Genomic DNA, 20,912 nt, shown 5'->3' with positions numbered 1-20,912 from the left:
CCCTTCCTTACTCAGCACTGCTGCTGAAATCGAGATCTTGGCCTGGCTGAAGGGAGATAACCGCCTTCTTCCAGTCATTACGCTTGCCCAGACCGCGAGCAGTGCGCTTGGTCTTACCCATAACATTCAGGGTAGTGACACGCTCTACTTTCACGCTGAACAGGCTTTCGACGGCCTTCTTGATTTCCAGCTTGGTTGCATCAGTAGCAACCTTGAAAACGAACTGACCTTTTTTGTCTGCCAGAACCGTAGCCTTCTCGGAAACGTGCGGGCCAAGCAGAACTTTAAATACGCGTTCCTGGTTCATCCCAGCAGCTCCTCGAATTTCTTCACGGCCGACACAGTGATCAACACTTTGTCGTATGCGATCAGACTAACTGGATCGGAACCTTGAACATCACGTACATCAACGTGCGGCAGGTTACGAGCAGCCAGGTACAGGTTCTGATCAACAGCGTCCGACACGATCAAAACGTCGGTCAGGCTCATGTCATTCAGCTTGCCCAGCAGATCTTTGGTTTTCGGCGATTCAACAGCGAAGTCCTGAACCACGACCAGACGATCAGTACGGACTAGTTCAGCAAGGATGGAGCGCAGTGCAGCGCGATACATCTTCTTGTTGAGCTTCTGAGAGTGATCCTGAGGACGTGCTGCGAAAGTGGTACCGCCGCCGCGCCAGATCGGGCTACGGATAGTACCGGCACGAGCACGGCCAGTACCCTTTTGACGCCAAGGGCGCTTACCGCCACCGGATACGTCAGAACGGGTCTTTTGCTGCTTGCTACCCTGACGACCGCCAGCCATGTAGGCCACGACTGCCTGGTGAACCAGCGTCTCGTTGAATTCGCCGCCAAATGTCAGTTCGGAAACTTCGATCGCTTGAGCGTCATTTACATTTAATTGCATGTCAGCTTCCCCTTAACCGCGAGCCTTGGCTGCTGGACGTACAACCACATTGCCGCCAGTAGCGCCAGGAACAGCACCCTTGACCAACAACAGATTGCGTTCAGCGTCCACGCGCACTACTTCCAGGGACTGCACGGTCACGCGCTCAGCGCCCATATGACCGGACATTTTTTTGCCCTTGAATACACGACCAGGAGTCTGGCACTGGCCGATAGAGCCCGGGACGCGGTGGGACACGGAGTTACCGTGAGTATTATCTTGACCACGGAAATTGTGGCGCTTGATAGTACCTTGGAAGCCCTTACCCTTGGACTGACCGGTAACATCTACCATCTGGCCAGCAGCAAAGATTTCTGCATTGATCAGATCGCCAGCCTTGTATTCGCCTTCTTCAAGACGGAATTCCAGGACAGTACGACCTGCAGCAACGTTCGCTTTAGCGAAGTGACCTGCTTGAGCAGCAGTCACACGGGAAGCACGACGAACGCCGACAGTGACTTGCACTGCACGATAGCCATCGACTTCTTCGGTTTTGAACTGGGTGACGCGATTCGGCTCGATCTCAATGACCGTAACCGGAATGGAGACACCTTCTTCGGTGAAAATACGGGTCATACCGCATTTACGACCGACTACACCAATAGTCATGTTGTAAACCTCATGAGTGTACGGGGCTTTCACCCGCTATGGCCGCCCATTTCAGAGCGTTACACGACTAAGACCCGAGTCTTAGCCGAGGCTGATCTGTACTTCCACACCTGCCGCAAGATCAAGCTTCATCAGCGCATCAACGGTTTTATCCGTTGGCTGGACGATGTCCAGAACACGCTTATGAGTGCGGATCTCGTACTGGTCGCGCGCGTCTTTGTTGACGTGCGGAGAAACCAGAACGGTGAACCGCTCTTTACGGGTAGGGAGTGGAATCGGACCACGCACTTGAGCACCAGTACGTTTCGCGGTTTCCACGATTTCCTGGGTGGATTGGTCGATCAGGCGATGGTCAAAAGCCTTCAACCTGATACGGATTTGCTGATTTTGCATTGGATTTCAGACTCCAGGCTACTTCCCACCGAGCGCAATACGCCCGTTTAAAGGAGGCGCAATTCTATAGACGAGCTAACGGGGTGTCAACCCAATAAAAAAGCCCCCGCAAGCGGGGGCTCTTTTTGAAGATCATCGCTTACGCGATGATTTTGGCCACGACGCCAGCGCCGACGGTACGACCGCCTTCACGAATAGCGAAACGCAGACCGTCTTCCATTGCGATTGGCTTGATCAGGGTAACGGAAACTTTCACGTTATCGCCTGGCATAACCATCTCAACGCCTTCCGGCAGTTCGCAGCTACCAGTTACGTCGGTAGTACGGAAGTAGAACTGTGGACGGTAGCCTTTGAAGAACGGAGTGTGACGGCCGCCTTCTTCTTTGCTCAGCACGTAAATTTCAGCTTCGAACTGAGTGTGCGGCTTGACGGTGCCTGGCTTGACCAGAACCTGGCCACGCTCAACGTCGTCACGCTTGGTGCCGCGCAACAGAACGCCGCAGTTCTCGCCAGCACGACCTTCGTCGAGCAGCTTACGGAACATTTCAACACCGGTGCAGGTGGTGACAGTAGTGTCACGCAGACCAACGATTTCCAGTGGATCTTGAACCTTGACGATACCGCGCTCAACACGACCAGTCACAACAGTACCGCGACCGGAGATCGAGAATACGTCTTCGATTGGCATCAGGAACGGCTTGTCGACAGCACGCTCTGGCTGAGGAATGTAGCTGTCCAGAGTTTCAACCAACTTCTTGACGGCAGTGGTGCCCATCTCGTTGTCGTCTTTGCCTTCCAACGCCATGCGGGCAGAGCCGATGATGATTGGAGTGTCGTCGCCCGGGAAGTCGTAAGTGCTCAGCAGATCGCGCACTTCCATCTCAACCAGTTCCAGAAGCTCAGCGTCGTCTACCAGGTCAGCCTTGTTCAGGAAGACCACGATGTACGGAACGCCTACCTGACGGGACAGCAGGATGTGCTCACGAGTTTGTGGCATCGGACCATCAGCAGCCGAACAAACCAGGATAGCGCCGTCCATTTGGGCAGCACCAGTGATCATGTTCTTCACGTAGTCGGCGTGACCTGGGCAGTCAACGTGTGCGTAGTGACGCACGGACGAGTTGTACTCAACGTGAGCAGTGTTGATGGTGATACCGCGAGCCTTCTCTTCTGGTGCGCTGTCGATCTTGTCGAAGTCAACACGAGCCGAACCGAAAACTTCGGAGCAGACGCGAGTCAGAGCAGCGGTCAGCGTGGTTTTACCATGGTCAACGTGACCGATAGTGCCAACGTTGACGTGCGGAAGGGAACGATCAAATTTTTCTTTAGCCACGACAAATAACTCCTAGCCTAAAGGCGCTGAATCAGCCTTGTTTTTTGGTTACAGTTTCGACGATGTGCGACGGAGCTGTATTGTATTTTTTGAATTCCATAGAGTAGCTTGCGCGACCTTGGGACATGGAGCGAACGTCGGTCGCATAACCGAACATCTCACCCAACGGAACCTCGGCACGAATTACTTTGCCGGAGACCGTATCTTCCATACCCAGGATCATGCCGCGACGACGATTAAGGTCGCCCATCACGTCACCCATATAGTCTTCAGGCGTAACAACCTCTACAGCCATGATCGGCTCAAGCAACTCACCACCGCCCTTCTGGGCCAGTTGCTTGGTCGCCATGGAAGCAGCCACCTTAAACGCCATCTCGTTCGAGTCGACGTCGTGGTAAGAACCATCAAACACGGTAGCCTTCAGGCCGATCAGCGGATAGCCGGCAACAACGCCGTTCTTCATCTGCTCTTCGATGCCCTTCTGGATAGCCGGGATGTATTCCTTAGGAACCACACCACCCACTACTTCGTTCACGAATTGCAGACCTTCCTGACCTTCGTCAGCAGGTGCAAAACGGATCCAGCAGTGGCCGAACTGACCACGACCGCCGGACTGGCGAACGAACTTGCCTTCGATTTCACAGTTCTTCGTGATGCGCTCACGATACGAAACCTGAGGCTTACCGATGTTGGCTTCGACGTTAAACTCACGGCGCATCCGGTCAACCAGGATGTCCAGGTGCAGCTCGCCCATGCCAGAGATGATCGTCTGACCAGTCTCTTCATCAGTTTTGACGCGGAAAGACGGGTCTTCCTGAGCAAGTTTGCCCAGTGCGATACCCATTTTTTCCTGGTCATCCTTGGTTTTAGGCTCTACAGCAACCGAAATAACCGGCTCCGGGAAGTCCATCCGAACCAGGATGATTGGCTTGTCAGCGTTGCACAACGTTTCACCAGTGGTGACGTCCTTCATGCCGATCAAGGCCGCGATGTCACCAGCGCGTACTTCCTTGATCTCTTCGCGAGCGTTTGCGTGCATTTGCACCATACGACCCACGCGCTCTTTTTTGCCCTTGACCGAGTTGATCACGCCGTCGCCGGATGCCAACACGCCCGAGTAAACACGGACGAACGTCAAGGTACCCACGAATGGGTCGGTAGCGATCTTGAACGCCAGAGCCGAGAACGGCTCGTTGTCGTCTGCGTGACGCTCCATCTCTTCTTCTTCGTTATCAGGGTTGGTGCCCTTGATAGCAGGAATGTCGACTGGAGCTGGCAGGTAGTCGATAACGGCGTCGAGAACCAGGGGGACACCCTTGTTCTTGAAGGAAGAACCGCAAACAGCAAGAACGATCTCACCAGCGATAGTACGCTGACGCAGAGCAGCCTTGATTTCCTCGTTGGTGAGTTCTTCACCCTCAAGGTACTTGTTCATCAGCTCTTCATTGGCTTCGGCCGCAGCCTCTACCATGTTGCTGCGCCATTCGTTAGCCAGTTCCTGCAATTCAGCAGGGATAGGCTTGCGAACCGGGACCATACCCTTATCGGCATCGTTCCAGTAGACCGCTTCCATGGACATCAGATCGATCTGACCCTGGAAGTTGTCTTCAGCACCAATTGCCAGCTGGATCGGCACCGGAGTGTGACCCAGACGCTGCTTGATCTGAGCAATTACGCGCAGGAAGTTTGCGCCAGCACGGTCCATTTTGTTCACGTAAACGATACGTGGAACACCGTACTTGTTGGCTTGACGCCATACAGTTTCGGACTGAGGCTCAACGCCAGAAGTACCACAGAACACAACGACCGCGCCGTCGAGTACACGCAGGGAACGCTCAACTTCAATGGTGAAGTCTACGTGGCCCGGGGTGTCAATGACGTTGAAGCGGTATTGGTCTTTGTGTTGCTTCTCGGAACCCTGCCAAAAGGCAGTAATAGCAGCAGAAGTAATGGTAATACCACGCTCCTGCTCCTGAACCATCCAGTCGGTGGTCGCGGCGCCGTCATGCACCTCGCCCATCTTGTGGCTTTTACCGGTGTAAAAAAGGACGCGCTCGGTGGTGGTGGTTTTACCAGCATCCACGTGAGCAACGATACCAATGTTACGGTAACGGTTGATCGGTGTAGTACGAGCCATAAAGCCCTCGCAAAATTAGTGACGCTGAAATTAGAAGCGGTAGTGCGAGAAAGCTTTGTTGGCTTCAGCCATACGGTGCACGTCTTCACGCTTCTTGACCGCAGCACCTTTACCTTCGGCGGCGTCCAACAGTTCGCCAGCCAAACGCAGAGCCATAGACTTCTCACCGCGCTTGCGCGCGAAGTCTACCAGCCAACGCATTGCCAGAGCATTACGACGGGACGGACGAACTTCGACCGGAACCTGGTAAGTAGCACCGCCTACACGGCGCGACTTCACTTCGACCAGCGGAGCGATGGCGTCGAGAGCTTTCTCGAAGATTTCCAGGGGATCGGAGTTCTTGCGTTCTTTAACCTTTTCCAGCGCGCCATAAACGATACGCTCGGCAACGGCTTTCTTGCCGCTTTCCATAACGTGGTTCATGAACTTGGCCAGGATCTGGCTGCCGTATTTTGGATCGTCAAGCACTTCGCGCTTGGCTGCTACGCGTCTTCTTGGCATGGATAAGCCCTCAAACGGTCTTCAGGTTCGCTCGGAATCAGCACCTACTGGCGCCTCCGACCTTACTCTTATCGACTCAGAAAATAAGATGATTCAATTTTTACAAAAAGCCGCTACTACTTAGGCTTCTTGGTACCGTACTTCGAACGACCCTGGTTACGACCTTTGACACCGGAGGTATCCAACGAACCGCGAACGGTGTGGTAACGAACACCTGGCAAATCTTTTACACGGCCGCCGCGAATCAGTACGACGCTGTGCTCTTGCAGGTTGTGGCCTTCACCACCGATGTACGAGGAAACCTCGAAACCGTTGGTCAGACGCACACGGCAGACTTTACGCAATGCCGAGTTAGGTTTTTTCGGCGTAGTTGTATACACGCGAGTGCACACACCACGACGCTGCGGGCAGTTCTGCAGCGCAGGCACGTCGGATTTCTCGACGATACGCTTGCGCGGCTGACGTACCAGCTGGTTGATAGTTGCCATCTACTAGCTCCACTGTTGTCTTGCGACGCTATTGTCTTACAAGAAAAGCAAAATGGCAGGACATACGTCCCGCCAGATTTAGGGGTACAAGAGTCTAAAGAGGATCCTGCCCCCAGTCAAGGCAAAGCCCCGATGTCCACAGCCACTGGCAACCCATAGAAACCGGGTAATGCCAATGACCATGAAAATCGGGGCCCTACTCTCAATTACTGCTTGAGTTCAACGCTTCGGTCAGCGCGGCTTCAACTTCGCTCGCACTTACACGCATCGGCTTGTCGGCTTCACGACGACGCTTGCGCTCGCTGTGATATGCCAGACCGGTACCTGCAGGGATCAAACGACCCACAACCACGTTTTCTTTCAGGCCGCGCAGATAATCACGCTTGCCGGTCACTGCCGCTTCGGTCAACACGCGAGTGGTCTCCTGGAAGGAGGCCGCCGAGATGAACGATTCGGTGGACAGCGAGGCCTTGGTGATACCGAGCAACACCCGAGTAAATTTGGAAACAAATTTCTCGTCAGCCGCGAGGCGCTCGTTTTCAACCAGTACGTGCGTCAACTCCATCTGGTCGCCCTTGATGAAGCTGGAGTCGCCCGACTCAGCGATCTCGACTTTACGCAGCATCTGACGCAGGATCGTCTCGATATGCTTGTCGTTGATCTTCACGCCTTGCAGGCGGTAAACGTCCTGAATCTCGTTGACGATGTATTTCGCCAGAGCGCTGACACCCAGCAGACGCAGGATATCGTGCGGATCGCTAGGACCGTCGGAGATAACCTCACCACGGCTGACCTGCTCACCTTCAAAGACGTTGAGGTGACGCCACTTTGGAATCAGCTCCTCGTACGGATCGGTACCATCGTTTGGCGTGATAACCAGACGGCGCTTGCCCTTGGTCTCTTTACCGAACGCGATCGTACCGCTGACTTCAGCCAGGATCGATGCTTCTTTCGGACGACGCGCTTCGAACAAGTCGGCAACGCGCGGCAGACCACCGGTGATGTCGCGAGTCTTGGAGGTCTCTTGCGGAATACGGGCGATAACGTCACCCACACCCACTTGCACACCATCCGCAACACCGACGAGGGCGTTTGCCGGCAGGAAGTACTGAGCGGGTACGTCGGTACCCGGCAACAACAGATCCTTGCCATCAACACCAACCATCTTGACCGCAGGACGAATGTCTTTACCTGCTGCAGGACGGTCTTTGGCATCCAGTACTTCGATGTTGGTCAAACCGGTCAATTCGTCGGTCTGGCGCTTGATCGTAATACCTTCTTCCATGCCCACGTAGGTCACGGTGCCTTTCATCTCGGTGACGATTGGGTGAGTGTGCGGATCCCACTTGGCCACGATGGACCCTGCGTCAACCTTGTCACCTTCCTTCACCAGAATCACAGCGCCATACGGCAGTTTGTAACGCTCGCGCTCACGCCCGAATTCGTCGGCAATTGCCAGCTCACCAGAACGCGAAACCGCGACCAAGTGGCCATCAAGACGCTCAACGTGCTTCAAGTTGTGCAGACGAACGATACCGCCGTTCTTGACCTGGACACTGTCCGCAGCAGAAGTACGGCTTGCCGCACCACCGATGTGGAATGTACGCATGGTCAGCTGGGTACCCGGCTCACCGATCGACTGCGCGGCGATAACGCCGACAGCTTCACCGATGTTCACCTGGTGACCACGTGCCAGATCTCGGCCGTAGCATTTGGCGCAAATACCGAAACGGGTTTCGCAGCTGATTGGGGAACGCACGATGACTTCGTCGATGCTATTCAGCTCGATGAATTCAACCCACTTCTCGTCAACCAGCGTGCCGCCTGGAACGATGACATCTTCAGTACCAGGCTTGAATACGTCACGGGCGATCACTCGACCCAATACGCGTTCGCCCAACGGCTCTACGACATCACCGCCTTCGATGTGCGGCGTCATTACCAGACCGTGTTCAGTACCGCAATCAACCTCGGTAACAACCAGATCTTGTGCCACGTCTACCAGACGACGAGTCAGGTAACCGGAGTTCGCGGTTTTCAACGCAGTATCCGCAAGACCCTTACGAGCACCGTGAGTCGAGATGAAGTACTGAAGAACGCTCAAACCTTCGCGGAAGTTCGCAGTGATCGGCGTCTCGATGATCGAGCCATCCGGCTTGGCCATCAGACCACGCATACCTGCCAGCTGACGAATCTGTGCTGCGGAACCCCGCGCACCCGAGTCGGCCATCATATACATCGAGTTGAAGGATTCCTGGTCAACAGTCTCACCGTGACGGTCGACAACCTTCTCTTTCGAGAGGTTGGACATCATCGCCTTCGAGACTTCATCGTTGGCCTTGGACCAGAGGTCGATCACCTTGTTGTACTTCTCGCCCTGAGTAACCAGGCCTGAGGCGTACTGACTTTCGATCTCTTTCACTTCATCGGTTGCGGCGTCGATGATGCGAGCTTTTTCATCAGGGATAACGAAGTCGTTAACGCCGATGGAAACACCCGAGATCGTCGAATAGGCAAAACCGGTGTACATCAACTGGTCAGCGAAGATAACGGTCTCTTTCAGGCCAACCACGCGATAGCACTGGTTGATCAGCTTGGAGATTGCCTTCTTCTTCATCGGCTGGTTGACGACGTCGTATGACAGGCCGGCCGGGACCACCTGGAACAGCAGCGCACGGCCGACGGTTGTGTCGACGATACGGGTGTTCTTGACGCTGCCACCGTCACGATCATTGACCGTTTCGTTGATGCGCACTTTTACTTTCGCATGCAGTGCGGCTTCGCCGGCACGGAACACACGGTCAACTTCCTGCAGATCCGCGAATACACGACCTTCGCCTTTGGCGTTGATCGCTTCACGAGTCATGTAGTACAGACCCAATACAACGTCCTGCGAAGGAACGATGATTGGCTCACCGTTAGCAGGCGACAGAATGTTGTTGGTCGACATCATCAGCGCACGGGCTTCGAGCTGGGCTTCCAGCGTCAGCGGCACGTGAACGGCCATCTGGTCACCGTCGAAGTCGGCGTTGTATGCCGCACAGACCAGCGGGTGCAGCTGGATTGCCTTACCTTCGATGAGGACCGGCTCAAACGCCTGGATGCCCAGACGGTGAAGCGTCGGCGCCCGGTTCAGAAGCACTGGGTGTTCGCGAATGACTTCGGCGAGAACGTCCCAGACTTCTGGCAGCTCGCGCTCAACCATCTTCTTGGCAGCTTTGATGGTGGTCGCAAGACCACGCATTTCGAGCTTGCCGAAAATGAACGGCTTGAACAGCTCAAGTGCCATCTTCTTCGGCAGACCGCACTGGTGCAGACGCAGGGTCGGACCTACGGTAATTACCGAACGGCCAGAGTAGTCAACACGCTTACCAAGCAAGTTCTGACGGAAACGACCCTGCTTACCCTTGATCATGTCAGCCAGGGATTTCAGAGGACGCTTGTTCGAACCAGTGATGGCGCGACCGCGACGACCGTTATCAAGCAGCGCATCCACAGCTTCCTGCAGCATGCGCTTTTCGTTGCGCACGATGATGTCAGGAGCAGACAGATCCAGCAGACGCTTCAAACGGTTGTTACGGTTGATCACCCGACGATACAGATCGTTGAGGTCAGAAGTCGCGAAGCGACCACCATCCAGTGGAACCAGTGGACGCAGGTCTGGCGGAAGAACCGGCAGAACGGTCAACACCATCCACTCTGGAAGGTTGCCGGAACCCTGGAAGGCTTCCATCAACTTCAGACGCTTGGACAGCTTCTTGATTTTGGTTTCGGAGTTGGTTTGCGGAATCTCTTCGCGCAGACGGCCAATCTCGTGTTCCAGATCAATAGCGTGCAGCAGCTCACGGACAGCTTCGGCACCCATACGGGCGTCGAAGTCATCACCGAACTCTTCAAGGGCTTCGAAGTATTGCTCGTCGTTAAGCAGCTGCCCTTTTTCGAGGGTAGTCATGCCCGGATCGATAACGACATAGCTCTCGAAGTAGAGAACGCGTTCGATGTCACGCAGGGTCATGTCCATCAGCAAGCCGATACGGGACGGCAGTGATTTCAGGAACCAGATGTGAGCAACCGGCGATGCCAGTTCGATGTGAGCCATGCGCTCACGACGGACTTTGGCCAGTGCGACTTCAACGCCGCATTTTTCGCAGATAACGCCACGATGCTTCAAGCGCTTGTACTTACCGCACAGGCACTCGTAATCCTTGACCGGGCCAAAGATCTTGGCGCAGAACAGGCCGTCACGCTCAGGTTTGAACGTACGGTAGTTGATAGTTTCCGGCTTTTTAACTTCACCGAACGACCACGAGCGGATCATCTCAGGCGATGCCAATCCGATACGGATGGCGTCGAACTCTTCGACTTGACCCTGGTTTTTCAGCAAATTCAGTAGGTCTTTCAAGGCCTTTCCTCCTGGCGGAGCAGAGGGCAGTCATACCGACCCGCCCTCGATTCGCGTCACGTGTTATTCGGTTTCCAGATCGATATCGATACCGAGCGAACGGATTTCTTTGATCAACACGTTGAAGGACTCGGGCATGCCCGGCTCCATACGGTGATCGCCGTCCACGATGTTCTTGTACATCTTGGTACGGCCGTTCACGTCGTCCGACTTCACTGTGAGCATTTCTTGCAGAGTGTACGCCGCGCCATATGCTTCCAGCGCCCAGACTTCCATCTCCCCGAAACGCTGACCACCGAACTGAGCCTTACCACCCAGCGGCTGCTGGGTGACCAGGCTGTACGAACCAGTGGAACGCGCGTGCATCTTGTCGTCCACCAAGTGGTTCAGCTTCAGCATGTACATGTAGCCAACGGTGACCGGACGCTCAAACTTGTTACCGGTACGGCCGTCGAACAGCTGCATCTGGCCACTGTCCGGCATGTCCGCCAGGCGGAGCATTGCCTTGATTTCGGATTCCTTGGCGCCGTCGAATACCGGGGTAGCCATAGGAACGCCGCCACGCAGGTTCTTCGCCAGATCCAGAATTTCCTGATCAGACAGGTCATCAAGACTTTCCTGACGGCCGCCAATCTCGTTGTAGATCTCGTTCAGGAACTTGCGCAGTTCAACGACTTTACGCTGCTCTTCGAGCATGCGGTTGATCTTCTCGCCCAATCCTTTAGCCGCGAGGCCCAGGTGAGTTTCGAGGATCTGACCGACGTTCATACGCGAAGGTACACCCAACGGGTTGAGGACGATATCCACCGGCGTGCCATTGGCATCGTGCGGCATGTCTTCAACCGGCATGATCACGGAGACCACACCTTTGTTACCGTGACGACCGGCCATCTTGTCGCCCGGCTGGATGCGACGGCGAATGGCAAGGTAGACCTTGACGATCTTCAGCACGCCTGGAGCAAGGTCATCGCCCTGCTGCAGCTTGCGCTTCTTGTCTTCGAACTTGTCGTCAAGCAGACGGCGACGGTCAACGATGTACGCCTGGGCCTTCTCGAGCTGCTCGTTTAGCGCATCTTCGACCATGCGCAGCTTGAACCACTGACCGTGCTCCAGACCGTCCAGAACTTCGTTGGTGATTTCCTGCCCTTTCTTCAGGCCGGCACCACCTTCAGCGACACGACCGACCAGCGCGGAACGCAGACGCTCGAAAGTTGCGCCTTCAACGATGCGGAACTCTTCGTTCAAGTCCTTGCGGATCTCGTCAAGCTGGCTCTTCTCGATGGACAGCGCACGAGCATCACGCTCAACGCCATCACGCGTGAAGACCTGGACATCAATGACGGTGCCTTTGGTACCGGTAGGTACACGCAGGGAGGTGTCTTTAACGTCGCTGGCTTTTTCACCGAAGATTGCGCGCAGCAGCTTCTCTTCCGGCGTCAGCTGGGTCTCGCCTTTCGGAGTGACCTTACCTACCAGAATGTCACCAGCGCCGACTTCCGCACCCACATAAACGATACCGGCTTCGTCCAGCTTGTTAAGTGCTGCTTCACCCACGTTAGGGATGTCAGCAGTGATCTCTTCAGGCCCAAGCTTGGTATCACGCGCCACACAGGTCAGTTCCTGAATGTGGATCGTGGTGAAGCGGTCTTCCTGGACAACACGCTCGGACAGGCAAATGGAGTCTTCGAAGTTGAAGCCGTTCCACGCCATGAACGCGATGCGCATGTTCTGACCCAGTGCCAGCTCACCCATATCGGTGGACGGGCCGTCAGCCATGATGTCGCTACGCTGAACGCGATCACCCTTGCTCACCAGCGGGCGCTGGTTGATGCAGGTGTTTTGGTTCGAACGTGTGTATTTGGTCAGGTTGTAGATGTCGACACCGGCTTCGCCTGTCTCAACTTCGTCATCTGCAACACGAACCACGATACGGCTAGCGTCAACCGAGTCAATCACGCCGCCACGACGGGCCACGACGCAAACGCCGGAGTCACGCGCAACGTTACGCTCCATGCCAGTACCAACCAGCGGCTTGTCAGCGCGCAGTGTTGGAACAGCCTGACGCTGCATGTTCGAACCCATCAACGCACGGTTGGCATCGTCGTGCTCAAGGAACGGGATCAGCGATGCTGCAACGGAAACAACCTGCTTCGGCGAAACATCCATCAGGGTGACGTCTTCCGGCGCCTTGACGGTGAACTCGTTCAGGTGACGAACAGCAACCAGCTCGTCGATCAGGATCTTCTTGTCGTTCATTGCCGCAGATGCCTGGGCAATGACGTGATCCGCTTCCTCAATAGCTGAGAGGAAAACGATTTCGTCAGTTACCAGAGCGTCCTTAACCACACGGTACGGGCTCTCGAGGAAGCCGTACTGGTTGGTGCGCGCGTATGCCGCCAAGGAGTTGATCAGACCAATGTTCGGACCTTCCGGCGTTTCAATCGGGCAGACACGACCGTAGTGAGTCGGGTGTACGTCACGAACTTCAAAGCCGGCACGCTCACGCGTCAGACCACCAGGGCCGAGTGCAGAGACACGACGCTTGTGAGTGATCTCGGACAGCGGGTTGTTCTGGTCCATGAACTGGGAAAGCTGGCTGGAACCGAAGAACTCTTTCACCGCCGCCGCAACAGGCTTGGCGTTGATCAGGTCCTGAGGCATCAGGCCTTCGCTTTCTGCCATCGACAGACGCTCTTTAACCGCACGCTCAACACGCACCAGACCTACACGGAACTGGTTCTCGGCCATCTCGCCTACGCAACGAACGCGACGGTTACCGAGGTGATCGATGTCATCGACGATGCCTTTACCATTACGGATGTCGACCAGGGTCTTCAGCACGGCGACGATGTCGTCTTTGTGCAGGACGCCCGAACCTTCGATCTCGGTACGACCGATACGACGGTTGAACTTCATCCGACCTACAGCCGACAGATCGTAGCGCTCTGGGCTGAAGAACAGGTTGTTGAACAAGGTCTCGGCGGCATCCTTGGTAGGTGGCTCGCCAGGACGCATCATCCGATAGATTTCGACCAGGGCTTCAAGCTGGTTGCCGGTCGAGTCGATCTTCAGGGTGTCGGAGATGAAAGGACCGCAGTCGATGTCGTTCGTGTACAGCGTCTCGATGCGAACAACCTGAGCCTTGGCAATTTTTGCCAGGATCTCGGTATTCAGCTCGGTATTGCACTCGGCAATGATCTCACCCGTCGCTGGGTGCACGATCGCCTTGGCGCTGGTGCGGCCAATAACGTAGTCGAGCGGAACCTCAAGGGTCTTGATGTTCGCTTTTTCGAGCTGGTTGATGTGACGGGCCGTAATACGACGGCCTTGCTCAACAATCACCTTGCCCTTGTCGTCCAGAATATCCAGAACGGCAATTTCGCCACGCAGGCGCTGAGGCACCAACTCCAGATTCAGGTTCTCGCCCTGAACGTGGAATACGTTGGTGGTGTAGAAAGCATCCAACACTTCTTCAGTGGTGTAACCCAATGCACGGAGCAGAACCGATGCAGGGAGTTTGCGGCGACGGTCGATACGAACGAAGACACAGTCTTTCGGATCGAATTCGAAGTCCAGCCACGAACCACGGTAAGGAATGATGCGAGCCGAATACAACAGCTTGCCCGAACTGTGCGTCTTGCCGCGGTCATGGTCAAAGAACACGCCCGGGGAACGGTGCAGCTGGGAAACGATCACACGCTCGGTACCGTTGATAACGAAGGTACCGTTTTCAGTCATCAGGGGGATTTCACCCATATAGACTTCTTGCTCTTTGATGTCCTTGATCGCTTTGTTCGACGATTCTTTGTCGAAAATGATCAGACGTACTTTTACCCGCAAAGGTACGGCGTATGTCACACCGCGGAGCACGCATTCCTTGACATCAAAAGCCGGTTCGCCCAGACGATAACCCACATACTCCAGAGCAGCATTGCCGGAGTAGCTGATGATCGGGAAAACAGATTTGAAGGCCGCATGCAGGCCCACGTCGCGGAACTGATCTTTAGTCGCTCCCGCTTGCAAGAATTCACGATACGAATCCAGCTGGATGGCCAGGAGGTAAGGCACATCCATGACGTCCGGCAACTTGCTAAAGTCCTTGCGGATACGTTTTTTCTCAGTATATGAGTAAGCCATCAGCGTTCCCCAGCTTGGTCACCTGCTTGTTTGGCTCCTCCCGACGGGAGCAGCCAGAAAAATCTTGCGAACCCCATGGTTCGCGCCACCGTTCGAGGTGGGTAGATCACGTAATCAGCGCTAACCGAATCAGCTGCCAACAACGGAAAAAGGCCGGTGGCAGAAGCCACCAGCCATCAGCCTTTCGCTTAACGCTTGGGCTGGAAACGCAAAGTCGATGCTTACTTCAGCTCGACTTTAGCGCCTGCTTCTTCCAGAGTAGCCTTGGCTTTGTCAGCAGCGTCTTTAGCTACTGCTTCCAGAACCATTGCTGGAGCGCCGTCAACGACTGCCTTGGCTTCTTTCAGGCCCAGACCGGTCAGTTCACGAACTGCCTTAATAACGTTAACTTTCTTCTCGCCAGCTTCCAGCAGCATGACGTTGAATTCAGTTTGCTCTTCAACAACGGCGGCAGCAGCAGCTGGGCCAGCGGAAGCAGCAGCAGCGCTAACACCGAATTTTTCTTCGAATGCTTTGATCAGCTCTACAACCTGCAGAACGGACATTTCAGCTACGGCGTTGAGGATATCGTCTTGAGAGATAGACATGACTCTAATTCCTGAATTGGGGGACGGCCTACGCGACCATCGAAATAAACAAAAATACGCGAGAAGAAGTGCCGGCCCTTAGGCTGCAGCGGCTTCTTTCTGTTCGCGAATAGCCGCCAGAGTACGAGCGAGCTTGCTGGTAGCGCCTTGAATCACGCTCATCAGCTGCGAAATCGCTTCGTTGCGGGTCGGCAGTGTTGCCAGTACGTCGATCTGATTAGCTGCGAGGTACTTGCCCTCAAACGCAGCTGCCTTGATCTCGAACTTATCCTGACCTTTAGCGAACTCTTTGAACAAACGGGCAGCAGCACCTGGATGTTCGTTGGAGAAGGCGATCAAGGTCGGGCCGGTGAACACATCGTTGAGGACACTGTATTCAGTATCAGCAACGGCGCGCTTGAGCAGGGTGTTACGTACGACACGTACGTAAACGCCAGCTTCACGAGCCTCTTTACGGAGTCCGGTCATCGCGCCTACCGTCACACCGCGGGCATCAGCCACAACAGCAGACAGAGCGACTTTGGCAGCCTCGTTGACTTCAGCGACGATGGCCTTCTTGTCTTCGAGTTTAATTGCCACGGGTTTAACTCCTGCTTGTTACCGTTTCATCTGACCTGAGCCGGATGTCGTTTTGGTGTCTGATTCGGTAAGGAACCGGGAGCACCATCTGCGTAGGCTTGTGGTTTAAGGCTTTCGCCGCCTACGGTCTTGGATAGCCCCCGCCAGGCAGGGACCCCAATTTTCGCAATGACGCGGTTACCCGCGTCATGCCAGTCTTACGCGTCCAACGAACCTTGGTCGATGACCAAGCCTGGGCCCATAGTGGTGCTCAGTGTTACGCGCTTAACGTAGATACCTTTCGAGGAAGCTGGCTTGATACGCTTCAGATCAGCGATCAGAGCTTCAACGTTCTCACGCAGCTTGTCTGCATCAAAGCCGACCTTGCCAACGGAGGTATGGATAATGCCGTTTTTGTCGGTGCGATAACGAACCTGACCAGCCTTGGCGTTTTTCACGGCAGTGGCTACGTCTGGAGTAACGGTACCGACTTTAGGGTTAGGCATCAGGCCGCGCGGGCCGAGGATCTGACCCAGCTGACCAACAACACGCATTGCGTCCGGGGAAGCAATCACGACGTCATAGTTCAGGTCGCCGCCTTTCATTTCAGCAGCCAGATCGTCCATACCAACACGATCAGCGCCGGCAGCCAAAGCAGCCTCAGCAGCTGGACCCTGAGTAAATACTGCGACACGAACGGTCTTGCCAGTGCCGTGAGGCAGCACGGTGGCGCTACGTACGACCTGATCGGATTTACGAGGATCAACACCGAGGTTCACAGCGACATCTACAGACTCGCTGAACTTCACTGTCGACAACTCAGCCAGCAGAGCAGCGGCTTCGTTGAAGTTATAAGATTTGCCAGCTTCGACTTTGGAAGCGATAGCTTTTTGGCGCTTAGTCAGCTTAGCCATTACACACCCTCCACGTTAAGGCCCATGCTACGAGCAGAACCGGCGATGGTGCGCACGGCGGCGTCCATATCAGCAGCGGTCAAGTCGGCATTTTTTGCCTTGGCGATTTCTTCCAGCTGAGCACGGGTTACTGTGCCAACTTTTACGGTGTTCGGACGAGCCGAGCCGCTGGTCAAGCCAGCTGCTTTTTTCAGCAGTACCGAAGCCGGGGTGCTTTTGGTTTCAAAGGTGAAGCTGCGGTCACTGTAAACAGTGATAATCACAGGGGTCGGCAAACCTGGCTCAATACCCTGAGTACGGGCGTTGAACGCTTTGCAGAATTCCATGATGTTCACGCCGTGCTGACCCAGTGCAGGACCAACAGGCGGGCTCGGGTTAGCCTGAGCGGCTTTCACTTGAAGCTTGATGTAAGCGGTAATCTTCTTGGCCATGAGGCACTCCAATTACGGGTTCTAGCGCCTCGAAAGGCTCCCCGGTTACTTGCGCGTTTATCCCGGTGACGAAAAAACCCCACAGCCCAGGGCTGCGGGGTATGGGATTCTGAGTTCAGTTACGCCTTTTCGACCTGACTGAACTCCAACTCCACCGGAGTGGAGCGTCCGAAAATGAGCACCGCCACTTGGATTCGGCTCTTTTCGTAGTTGACTTCTTCGACAGTACCGTTGAAATCAGCAAACGGACCATCTGTAACACGGACGACTTCGCCCGGCTCGAACAGAGTTTTTGGCTTCGGCTTGTCGCTGCCATCAGCAACGCGACGCAGAATTGCCTCGGCTTCTTTATCGGTAATAGGGGCCGGCTTGTCTGCCGTGCCACCGATGAAACCCATGACACGAGGAGTATCCTTGACCAAGTGCCAAGTGCCCTCGTTCATGTCCATCTGGACAAGCACATAGCCAGGGAAGAATTTGCGTTCACTTTTGCGTTTCTGGCCGTTACGCATTTCCACTACTTCTTCAGTAGGGACCAGAATCTCGCCGAAGCCATCTTCCATGCCTGCAAGCTTTACACGCTCAACCAGTGAGCGCATGACATGCTTCTCGTAACCCGAGTAGGCATGCACTACGTACCAACGCTTAGCCACGGGACACCCTTAGCCGACAATCAAGGAAACAAGCCAGCCGAGCAGGGAATCTAAACCCCACAACAGCAGCGCCATTACGAGAACCACTGCAACCACGATCAAAGTGGTCTGGGTAGTCTCTTGACGCGTAGGCCACACGACTTTACGAATCTCAGCGCGAGCTTCTTTGGCCAAAACAAAGAAAGCCTTACCCTTCCCCGTCTGCAGAGCCACATAGGCTGCCACGGCGGCGATCACAAGCAGGGCAAGAACGCGATACAGGATTGGCTGCGCGGAGTAGTATTGATTTCCAACGACACCCACGACTACCAGAAGCACTACTACAAGCCACTTCACGAGATCAAAACGGGAGTCTTGGGCTTCAGCCTTTGGATTCATCTACTAAAATCCTGTGAAAAGAAAGCCAGATACTTTGGAGAATCTGGCAGGTCAGGAGGGAATCGAACCCCCAACCTACGGTTTTGGAGACCGTCGCTCTGCCAATTGAGCTACTGACCTAAAAGCAAAATCAGGCCGAACATTATGCGGACCTGACAGGAAGATTTCAACAGCAACTCGACAACTGCGATTATGCACGTCGAATCACTGCGGCGCCACCTCACCAAGACCTTGAAAACCTTGGTATTCGTAGCGCCTAAAACAAAGGCAGATACTCACATATCTGCCTTAGTAATGGAGCTCTTGAGCGGATTTGAACCGCTGACCTCACCCTTACCAAGGGTGTGCTCTACCAACTGAGCTACAAGAGCAAAACACATTGCACAACCAGAAAACTTGGAGCGGGTAGCGGGAATCGAACCCGCATCATCAGCTTGGAAGGCTGAGGTTCTACCACTAAACTATACCCGCTGAGCTTTGCTGCTTACGCTCAAAATATGGTGGAGGGGGAAGGATTCGAACCTTCGAAGTCGTAGACGTCAGATTTACAGTCTGATCCCTTTGGCCGCTCGGGAACCCCTCCTAAGCGAGGCAGCATTCTATATCATGCTACCCTTCTGTCAATCTTTTTCTCAATAAAAACTTGAGGTTACAAGCATTGACCATCGCTACATCAGTACCTATCAATTGATCTGCACTGCGAAGCGGGCGCCATTCTATTCAAACTAATCTACGGTTGCAATGCCTTCACATGACATTATTTCATTTTTTAGCATGGGAAAATCCCTGCGGAGCTCGGCAATCAAAACCTCGCTGACCAAGCGCCGGCTAGCAGGCGCAATTTTCAGCCAGTACACGCCGCCTTCCTGATCCAGGCGCTTTTCAAGGTGAGTATCGATATCTAAGGCAACAAGACGCTGCTCGAGAAGTGCGGCTTCAGCCTGCTTGGCAGTTCCCCCCAGGTAGAGGCAGTTCTCTTGTCCTGTAGAGGTACGCGCAGTACCACCACCGACTCCCGACTCGCCCAGCAAACGAATATTTTGGCCATACGCTCGATGAGTCAGCAGCGGCTCGACCTCTTTAGGACGCAGCGGCGCATCCTGCTGATGCCAGAAGAAATACAGACCGTTCAACATGAGTAACAACAAAAACGTCCATGGCATACCCACCTCATTAACGATACGCACCTGAATACAGGCCGATCTTACTAACTCTGATTTCTACCCTAACCACCCTGGAGCCTGAGAGTCACCTCCCCCCCGCTGAAATGCTCTTCACGCCCATCTACCTCCAGGCGTAACGCCCCATCATCACCAATGCCCTTCACAACGCCCTGGGTGGTGTTCGTACCCGCGGTGAGAGCGACCGCGAGGCCTTGCCATAGATGCTTGTCCTCCCACGCTTTTCTATACGCTGCAAATCCTCTTTCCTGATGGCCAGCAAGATAGCCACTGAGATTTCGACTTAGCGCGCAGGCGACCTTGTTTCTGTCCTGAATATCTCCCAGCTCAAGGGCCACCGACGTCCAAGCCTGATCGACGTCAACGGAATCACGCATATTGATATTGATCCCAATACCGATAACTACATGGCAAACATTAGCGAGATCGCCGGTTACCTCGAGCAGCACTCCAGCGAGTTTTTTGCAGCCAACCAGAATGTCGTTAGGCCATTTTAGCCCCGCTCTATGGATACCGAGTTCTCGCAGCGTATCTACAACTGCAAGCCCTACGACAAGGCTAAGACCGTCGAGCCGACGGGTACCGCCATCCATACGCAAAGCAAGGCTGTAATAGAGGTTTTCAGCAAAAGGACTTACCCATTGACGCCCACGCCTGCCGCGGCCTGCTGTCTGCTGCTCTGCAAGAACCAAAGCAGGAAGGGCTGCGCCTGAACTTGCCATTCTCATGGCTTCGGCATTCGTGGAGTCGATAGTTTCGTGAATGCTACATGTCCAACCCAATCTTTCGTGCTCATCGATCAGCACCTCACTGTCCAACAACGAAAGTGGGGAAGCCAAACGGTAACCTCGGCCGCGCACCTTGTAAATTTCGATGCCAAGCTCAGCCTGGGCCTGCTGCAGCTTCTTCCAGACAGCACTTCGGCTGACGCCCAGCGCGAGCCCCAGATCCTCGCCGGAGTGAAACGCCCCATCTCCAAGTAGCTTTAGCAACGTATGCATGGATTTCAGCGCCTGGTTGTAAGACGCGCATGATAGCCATCTAGCCGACCTACGCAAGCGTGCCGTGCAGGGTACAAGGCGTAGTCAAGCATTGCTGATGGGTGGGTTTTACTGTGGAGAGTTGTTAACAGTTTTTCCGCGCGCAAAAACAAAACCCCATCTGCTTTCGCAAATGGGGTTTCGGAATTTAATCTTGACGATGACCTACTCTCACATGGGGAAACCCCACACTACCATCGGCGATGCATCGTTTCACTGCTGAGT

The 20,912-nt window shown here is 54.6% G+C and carries 18 protein-coding genes and 4 tRNA genes; all 22 read right to left on the bottom strand.

Translation table 11 applies throughout. From position 1 onward, the window contains the following. Window positions 1–7 precede the first annotated feature (7 nt). Window positions 8–307, bottom strand: a complete 300-nt coding sequence (gene rplW / locus IFT47_RS25915; protein ID WP_065988457.1) for a 50S ribosomal protein L23 — start codon at window positions 305–307, stop codon at window positions 8–10. Beyond that, on the bottom strand, window positions 304–906 hold the full coding sequence (rplD, locus tag IFT47_RS25910; RefSeq protein WP_037017717.1) for a 50S ribosomal protein L4: 603 nt from the start codon (window positions 904–906) through the stop codon (window positions 304–306). Before rplD ends, rplW begins: the two co-directional genes overlap by 4 nt. Before the next feature lie 12 nt (window positions 907–918). Beyond that, window positions 919–1,554, bottom strand: a complete 636-nt coding sequence (rplC, locus tag IFT47_RS25905; protein WP_065988459.1) for a 50S ribosomal protein L3 — start codon at window positions 1,552–1,554, stop codon at window positions 919–921. Window positions 1,555–1,635: 81 nt separating this feature from the next. Further along, window positions 1,636–1,947: a 30S ribosomal protein S10 gene (rpsJ, locus tag IFT47_RS25900; protein WP_003186070.1), complete on the bottom strand. Its 312-nt coding sequence runs from the start codon at window positions 1,945–1,947 to the stop codon at window positions 1,636–1,638. Between the two features lie 139 nt (window positions 1,948–2,086). Continuing rightward, window positions 2,087–3,280, bottom strand: a complete 1,194-nt coding sequence (gene tuf / locus IFT47_RS25895) for an elongation factor Tu (RefSeq protein ID WP_024646116.1) — start codon at window positions 3,278–3,280, stop codon at window positions 2,087–2,089. Between the two features lie 31 nt (window positions 3,281–3,311). Then, window positions 3,312–5,417 (bottom strand): elongation factor G, encoded by a 2,106-nt coding sequence (gene fusA, locus IFT47_RS25890; RefSeq protein WP_192174976.1) that lies wholly within the window; start codon window positions 5,415–5,417, stop codon window positions 3,312–3,314. Window positions 5,418–5,447: 30 nt separating this feature from the next. Then, entirely contained in the window at window positions 5,448–5,918 is a 471-nt protein-coding gene (rpsG, locus tag IFT47_RS25885) for a 30S ribosomal protein S7 (RefSeq protein ID WP_002555493.1), read from the bottom strand. Window positions 5,919–6,034: 116 nt separating this feature from the next. Beyond that, entirely contained in the window at window positions 6,035–6,406 is a 372-nt protein-coding gene (gene rpsL / locus IFT47_RS25880; RefSeq protein WP_002555494.1) for a 30S ribosomal protein S12, read from the bottom strand. 202 nt (window positions 6,407–6,608) lie between these two features. Continuing rightward, complete coding sequence (rpoC, locus tag IFT47_RS25875; RefSeq protein WP_108121483.1) at window positions 6,609–10,808, bottom strand: DNA-directed RNA polymerase subunit beta'; 4,200 nt, start codon at window positions 10,806–10,808, stop codon at window positions 6,609–6,611. 63 nt (window positions 10,809–10,871) lie between these two features. Next, window positions 10,872–14,945, bottom strand: coding sequence for a DNA-directed RNA polymerase subunit beta (gene rpoB, locus IFT47_RS25870; protein WP_192174975.1), 4,074 nt, complete (start codon window positions 14,943–14,945; stop codon window positions 10,872–10,874). Between the two features lie 221 nt (window positions 14,946–15,166). Continuing rightward, window positions 15,167–15,532 carry a 50S ribosomal protein L7/L12 gene (gene rplL, locus IFT47_RS25865; protein WP_019409897.1) on the bottom strand — a complete coding sequence of 122 codons (366 nt, stop codon included), beginning with the start codon at window positions 15,530–15,532 and terminating at the stop codon, window positions 15,167–15,169. A gap of 78 nt (window positions 15,533–15,610) precedes the next feature. After that, window positions 15,611–16,111, bottom strand: coding sequence for a 50S ribosomal protein L10 (gene rplJ, locus IFT47_RS25860; RefSeq protein ID WP_192174974.1), 501 nt, complete (start codon window positions 16,109–16,111; stop codon window positions 15,611–15,613). 197 nt (window positions 16,112–16,308) lie between these two features. Next, window positions 16,309–17,004, bottom strand: a complete 696-nt coding sequence (gene rplA / locus IFT47_RS25855) for a 50S ribosomal protein L1 (RefSeq protein ID WP_122536823.1) — start codon at window positions 17,002–17,004, stop codon at window positions 16,309–16,311. After that, entirely contained in the window at window positions 17,004–17,435 is a 432-nt protein-coding gene (rplK, locus tag IFT47_RS25850) for a 50S ribosomal protein L11 (protein WP_037017696.1), read from the bottom strand. The genes rplA and rplK overlap by 1 nt, the downstream gene beginning before the upstream one ends. Window positions 17,436–17,554: 119 nt before the next feature. Then, entirely contained in the window at window positions 17,555–18,088 is a 534-nt protein-coding gene (gene nusG, locus IFT47_RS25845; protein WP_003317113.1) for a transcription termination/antitermination protein NusG, read from the bottom strand. Window positions 18,089–18,097: 9 nt separating this feature from the next. Then, a complete protein-coding gene (secE, locus tag IFT47_RS25840; RefSeq protein ID WP_037017694.1) occupies window positions 18,098–18,466 on the bottom strand; it encodes a preprotein translocase subunit SecE in 369 nt (122 codons plus the stop codon). A 44-nt stretch (window positions 18,467–18,510) separates the two neighbouring features. Continuing rightward, window positions 18,511–18,586 (bottom strand) — tRNA-Trp (locus tag IFT47_RS25835). A 175-nt stretch (window positions 18,587–18,761) separates the two neighbouring features. After that, a tRNA-Thr gene (locus IFT47_RS25830) sits at window positions 18,762–18,837 on the bottom strand. Between the two features lie 26 nt (window positions 18,838–18,863). Further along, window positions 18,864–18,937: transfer RNA gene (locus IFT47_RS25825), tRNA-Gly, on the bottom strand. A gap of 27 nt (window positions 18,938–18,964) precedes the next feature. Then, window positions 18,965–19,049: transfer RNA gene (locus IFT47_RS25820), tRNA-Tyr, on the bottom strand. Between the two features lie 142 nt (window positions 19,050–19,191). Next, window positions 19,192–19,629 (bottom strand): hypothetical protein, encoded by a 438-nt coding sequence (locus IFT47_RS25815; protein ID WP_192174973.1) that lies wholly within the window; start codon window positions 19,627–19,629, stop codon window positions 19,192–19,194. Window positions 19,630–19,691: 62 nt separating this feature from the next. Continuing rightward, a complete protein-coding gene (birA, locus tag IFT47_RS25810; RefSeq protein ID WP_192174972.1) occupies window positions 19,692–20,648 on the bottom strand; it encodes a bifunctional biotin--[acetyl-CoA-carboxylase] ligase/biotin operon repressor BirA in 957 nt (318 codons plus the stop codon). Window positions 20,649–20,912: the final 264 nt, after the last annotated feature.

This window comes from Pseudomonas sp. CFBP 13711 (genome assembly GCF_014842265.1).
Classification (GTDB): Bacteria; Pseudomonadota; Gammaproteobacteria; order Pseudomonadales; family Pseudomonadaceae; genus Aquipseudomonas.
The sequence above is the reverse complement of the archived record's forward strand: the minus strand, read 5'-3'. Positions and strand labels throughout refer to the sequence as shown.